This window comes from Defluviitoga sp. (assembly GCF_035349255.1).
Lineage (GTDB): Bacteria > Thermotogota > Thermotogae > Petrotogales > Petrotogaceae > Defluviitoga.
Window position 1 is genome coordinate 1 of the sequence record NZ_DAOPSE010000052.1, and the last position, 5939, is coordinate 5939.

The 5939-nt window shown below is 32.4% G+C and carries 5 protein-coding genes; all 5 read left to right on the forward strand.

Going from position 1 to position 5939, the window contains the following annotated elements:
• Positions 1-24 precede the first annotated feature (24 nt).
• The 5 genes from PKN74_RS07630 to PKN74_RS07650 all read left to right on the forward strand — a co-directional run bounded on the left by PKN74_RS07630 (position 25) and on the right by PKN74_RS07650 (position 5851).
• Positions 25-1929, forward strand: a complete 1905-nt coding sequence (locus tag PKN74_RS07630) for an ABC transporter substrate-binding protein (RefSeq protein WP_197539539.1) — start codon at positions 25-27, stop codon at positions 1927-1929.
• Positions 1930-2005: 76 nt separating this feature from the next.
• A complete protein-coding gene (locus PKN74_RS07635) occupies positions 2006-3022 on the forward strand; it encodes an ABC transporter permease (protein WP_045087316.1) in 1017 nt (338 codons plus the stop codon).
• Positions 3023-3043: 21 nt separating this feature from the next.
• Positions 3044-3892 (forward strand): ABC transporter permease, encoded by an 849-nt coding sequence (locus PKN74_RS07640; RefSeq protein WP_045087315.1) that lies wholly within the window; start codon positions 3044-3046, stop codon positions 3890-3892.
• A complete protein-coding gene (locus PKN74_RS07645) occupies positions 3893-4858 on the forward strand; it encodes an ABC transporter ATP-binding protein (RefSeq protein ID WP_472310166.1) in 966 nt (321 codons plus the stop codon).
• A gap of 15 nt (positions 4859-4873) precedes the next feature.
• The gene (locus tag PKN74_RS07650; RefSeq protein ID WP_045088553.1) at positions 4874-5851 is read left to right on the forward strand and encodes an ABC transporter ATP-binding protein; all 978 of its coding nucleotides are present in this window, start codon (positions 4874-4876) and stop codon (positions 5849-5851) included.
• Positions 5852-5939 lie beyond the last annotated feature (88 nt).

Here is a 5939-nt window from a genome sequence, read left to right on the forward strand (position 1 = left end):
ATTAATTATATGGAGGTGGAGAAAGTGAAAAAAAGTTTTATGTTTGTATTTTTTGTGATTCTTTTAAGTACATTTATATTTGCGCAAGCAGAATATATGCCAGGTGTACCTAGAAACGAGCTAATAATTATAGAAAATCCAGATGGAAGAGCAACAGATCCGGGCAACTTTAATTTGTGGGCTCCTGGGTCTCCTTCATGGTCAAGAGGTCTTCAACAAATATGTATGGATGCATTGTGGTATATCGACCCTGATGCGGGTATTGAAGGAGATCCATGGTTAAATTCGTTGGCAGCAGAACCTCCAATTTATAACGATGATTACACAGAAATGACTATTAAATTAAGAGAAGGTATTTATTGGAGTGATGGAATTGAATTTTCAGCGGATGATGTAGTATTTACCGTAGAAACATTAAAAGCTCATCCAACGATGTCTTGGGGATCAAATTTTCAAATTTATGTTGATGAAGTGTATAAAACGGATAATTATACAGTTGTTTTGAAATTGAAAGAACCAAATTCTCGAATGCATTCAACATTTACAGTTCGATGGTCGGGCTGTTATATTATGCCAAAACATATTTATGAACATGTTGAAGATCCAGAGGCATATAAATTTAATCCTCCAGTTAGTTTAGGTCCTTATGTTTTGAAATCTTTTGATCCAAATGGATACTGGACTTTATGGGAAAAAAGAGATGATTGGGAGAGAACAACTTTAGGCAAATTGTATGGAGAACCAGGTCCAAATTATGTTCTTTACATTGGCTTAACACAAGAAAGAAGGGTGTTAGATCAGATGAAACATGAACTCGACATAATCCATGACTTAGCTCCAGAAGCTGCTATATCTTTAATACAGAGTAATCAATATGCTGTGACTTGGTTTGATAAATTTCCATGGGCTCATCCTGATCCAACTTTAATATCAGTGCTATTAAATCACGAAAAATATCCTTATAATATTCCAGAGGTTCGCTGGGCTCTCACACTAACAATTAATGCCCCAGAAGTTGCTTTAGCTTCTTATAATGGAGCAGCAACTCTTTCACCTATAGCAGTTCCTCCTACAGGCAACCACTTAAAATGGTATTTTGATCCTATGGAATCATGGTTAAAAGAGTTTTATCTAGAAGTCGAAGGTGAAAAATTTTATCCCTATGATGATACTATTTCTCACAAAGTTGCTGATTTAGCAAAATCGCAATTTGGTTATGAAGTTCCAACGGATCTCGAGAAAATTAAAGAATCTTTAGGATATGGGTGGTGGAAATATTCACCAGAAATAGCAGAAAAATTACTTAGAAGTCAAGGTTTTACAAAGGATAATAGAGGTCGATGGCGACTACCAAATGGAGAATTGTGGAAAATTAATATTATTTGTGAAGCTGAAGGAAGACCTATAGCTACTAGAGGTGCGGAGAAAATAGCAGAACAATGGAGAAAATTTGGAATTGATGCTCAAATTCAAGGTGTCAGTACTGCTATTCTTTGGCCTAGTTATTTGAATCCGGGTAACTTTGAAGTTGCTTATGCATGGAATATAGAAACTTGGGGAGGTCATCCTGATCTTTCATTTTTCCTCCGAACTTGGCACTCAGATTATTATAAAGAGAGTGGGGTCCTATCAGCTGGCTCAAATTATATACGCTATAAAAGCGAAGAACTAGACAAAATAATTGAGAACATGCAAAAAACAGATTTTTTCGATTATGAGAAAAATATAGATATTGGATTAGATTTTCTGAAATTGATGGTTAGAGATATGCCTGAAATTCCTCTTATGTCATATAACGTTTTTACCATTTGTGATGGATATTATTGGACAGGTTATCCTACTGCAGAAAATCCTTACACTAATCCTGTTCCTAACTGGGCAAATAGCAAATATATGTTTCCATTATTAAAACCTACAGGTAGAAAGTAAAATTAGTTTTAACCTGCCTAAGGTCTCCTTAGGCGGGTGTTTCTTGGTAGAATAGGTATTTTTAGGAGGAAGAATAATGAAAAAATCTTTAGTTGACTATGTTGTCAGAAGAATTATTCAGTTCATAATTCTTGTAATCATTAGTACTTCGATAATTTTTATACTTCCTAGATTATCTCCAGATACTGGTCCTGTAGAGCAAGCAATAGGTCGAGTTATGAGTCAAGGACAATATATAGATCCTCAAGCAGTTGAGCAGCTTAGAGAAAATCTAGAAATAGCTTATGGCTTAAAAGGAAACATCTTTCAACAATATTTTACCTTCTGGGGGAACTTTTTAAAAGGTGATCTTGGACCATCTTTTGCTTATTTTCCTACACCTGTAACAGAACTTATATTTCACTCTTTACCTTGGACAATAGGACTTCTAGGAATAACCACTATTCTATCCTGGATTTTAGGAAATTGGTTAGGTGGAATTGTCGGGAACAATAGGAATAAAAAATGGGCGAGAACTGTGGAAGTTATTATAAATGGATTTAGACCTATACCTCACTATATACTTGCATTGGTTCTTTTGATTCTTTTTTCTCATGTTTTTCCTATTTTTCCATCTGGTGGCGCTTATCCACCTGGCATTATTCCTAATTTTAGCTGGAGTTTCATTCTTGAAGTTATAAAACACGCATTTTTACCTGCACTTTCTTTATTTATTTTAGGTATAGGTGGTTGGTTTCAGGGAATGAGAACACTGGTTTCTCATATTGTTCAAGAGGATTATGTTACTTATGCCAAATTAACTGCTATAAAGAAAAACGAAATTTTTAGGGGTTATATACTCAGAAATGCAATGTTACCTCAAGTCACTGGACTGGCTTTACAAATTGGAATGCTTTTTAGTGGTACTTTGATAGTTGAGATTGTTTTCAATTATCCTGGAATTGGCTTTTTAGCATATCAAGCCATTTTGAGGTCTGACTATAATTTAATAATGGGAGTAACTATTTTTTCAATACTAGCTGTTGCATTAGGAACATTAATTATTGATTTAATATATCCATTGCTTGATCCAAGAATCTCTTATGAAAAATAAGCCAAGAAAGGTGGTTGAGACATGAATTTTAAAGATTTAATTAAAAAGGATATGAGATTTAGAATTGGGTTTATTATCATTTTATTGATATTCTGTTTTTCATCATTTTCATTTTTTTCACCTATAGATCCTTTTTCTACTTATTATGTTCCTGTTAATAGGCCTCCAAGCTTAGATTACATTTTTGGGACTAATTCAAAAGGTCAAGACCTTTTTTGGATGACTTCTTTTGCATTTCGCAATTCTATTTTTTTTGGTTTAATAACTGCGTCTATTTCAAGAATAATAGCGTTACTTGTAGGAACTGTTTCAGGTTATAAAGGAGGAAAGACTGATAGTGTCCTTATGATAATAAACGATAGTTTTATTACCTTGCCTGTCCTTTTAGTAATGATATTAATAGCAATGGTGTTTAGAAGGTTACCTTTCTTTTTATTGGCAGTTGTATTAGCCTTTTTTGGGTGGTCTTGGGACGCAAGATTATTTAGATCCCAAATATTAAGTTTAAAAGAAAGAAAACTAACTTATACAGCCAGATTTTCGGGAATGAAAACTCTTGATTTGATTTTCAAAATATATTTTCCACATCTTACACCTATTTTTTTTTCAACGTTTATTAATAATATGATTTGGTCTCTTGGATTGGAAGTTACTTTATCTGTATTAGGCTTAACAAGTCTTCAAACTCCTTCAATTGGAACCACTATCTATTGGGCAAATCAACATCAAGCACTTATATTAGGAGTATGGTGGTGGTTAGCAATACCATTAATAGGAGCTATTCTTTTGTTTACATCTCTTTATCTTTTAATAGTAAGTTTAAACGAATATATAGATCCAAGAGTTAGAGCCCAAGGGGGGATCTCTTAAATGTCTTTATTAGAAATCTATGAAATTAGTGCATATTATGTTCATAACAACTCTACTACTAAAGCAGTAGATAATGTAAGCTTTTCTGTAGAAGAGAATGAAATATTTGGCATAGCCGGAGAATCCGGATGTGGGAAATCAACTTTAGTTAAGACTATTTATGGATTTATAGAGCCTCCTTTATATCTTGATAAAGGAAAAATTATATACAATTTTAAGGACTCAAATGAGATTAATTCTGTAACAAACAAGAATATATCCTCAAATTGGTGGAAAAAAATTTCTTATATTCCCCAAGGTTCAATGAATGTACTAAACCCTGTAAGAAGAATTAAGAAATTTTTTCGAAATCTATGGGAAGCTCATAGTATGAATTTGAGTTATGAAAAATATTATAATTTGGTGATTAGTCATTTACACCATTTAGGCTTACCTGCAGATATTTTAGAATATTATCCTCACCAATTATCTGGAGGAATGAAACAAAGAGTTGTAATTGCAGCTGCATCGCTATTTCACCCTGAATTGATCGTTGCAGATGAACCTACTTCTGCACTAGATGTGGGTGTTCAATTGGATGTATTGAGATTACTTATAAACATACAAAACGAATACAAAAATACTATCATTATAGTAGCCCATGATATGTCTGTCATGGCGAATTTTTGTTCAAGAATTGCCATTATGTATGCAGGAAATATTGTAGAAGTAGCAGAAACAAAAGCTCTCTTTAAAAATCCTTTACATCCTTATACCAAATTGTTAATTGATTCTCTTCCGAAGATAGGAGATATAAGAGAATTAAAAGCAATCCCAGGATCTCCTCCGGATCTTACTTCTCCTCCTTCAGGATGTAAATTTCATCCTCGTTGCCATTTTGCAAAAAATATTTGTATAAAAGAGGAGCCTAATTTAAAAAAAATAACTATAGATCATGCTGTTGCTTGTCACTTATTAGAGAGGTGATTTTCTGTGAACGCAATGGAAGGTATCTCTATTAAAAATGTTACCAAAACTTATTCTCAAAGAATTCTCTTTTCTAAAAAAACATTTAATGCGGTCGAAAATGTTTCTTTAGACATAACCACCGACCCACCTGAAATTTTTAGTTTGGTAGGGGAAAGTGGAAGTGGGAAAAGTACTTTAGCAAATATGATTCTTCAATTAATAAAACCTGATATAGGTGAAATTCTATTGAATGGCAAGAAAATAAATGATTTTGAAATGTTAGAATTTATGAAAAAAATACAACCTATATTCCAAGATCCTTTTGATTCATTTGATCCCATGAAAAAGACAGATTTATTTATATATGAAACAGTAAAAAATTTTAATATAGCCCGAAATAAAGACTCAATTAATTACATTATAGATCAATGTTTACAAAAAGTTGGATTAAATTATCAAATGATTAAAGGAAGATATCCTCATGAATTTTCAGGAGGGCAGTTACAAAGAATTGCAATTGCTAGGGCTTTAGTGGTGAAACCTTTGTTTTTAGTAGCAGATGAGCCTGTTTCCATGCTTGATGCTTCTTTAAGAATATCTATTGTGAATTTATTTAAACAGCTTAAAGAAAAGGAAAATTTAAGTGTATTGTATATTACTCATGATCTTTCTACAGCATACTATATAAGCGATAGAATAGGAGTGATGTTAAGAGGTAATTTAGTAGAAATAGGCAACGCTAAAGAAATTTTAGGTGAGCCATTACATCCCTATACTCAGTTTTTAATGAAAGCTCTTCTCGAACCTGATCCTGATAAAACAAAAATATCCTTGTTTGACAATGAAAAAAATGAAGAAAAAATGACAGAGGTATCTGAATATCAGTTGAAAGGTTGTAAATATGCTAATCGATGTCCAAACGTAAAAAAAATATGTAGAGAAAAAAACCCCGAATATTATTATATAAAGAACAGAAAAATAAAGTGTTTTTTATATGAAGAATTCAAATAAAGTGGTAATAATAAATGTTCCTCTTTAATTTATAAAAACGGAGGTATAGAGTATGAAAAAAGCTAAAATGTACATAGACAAGAACTAT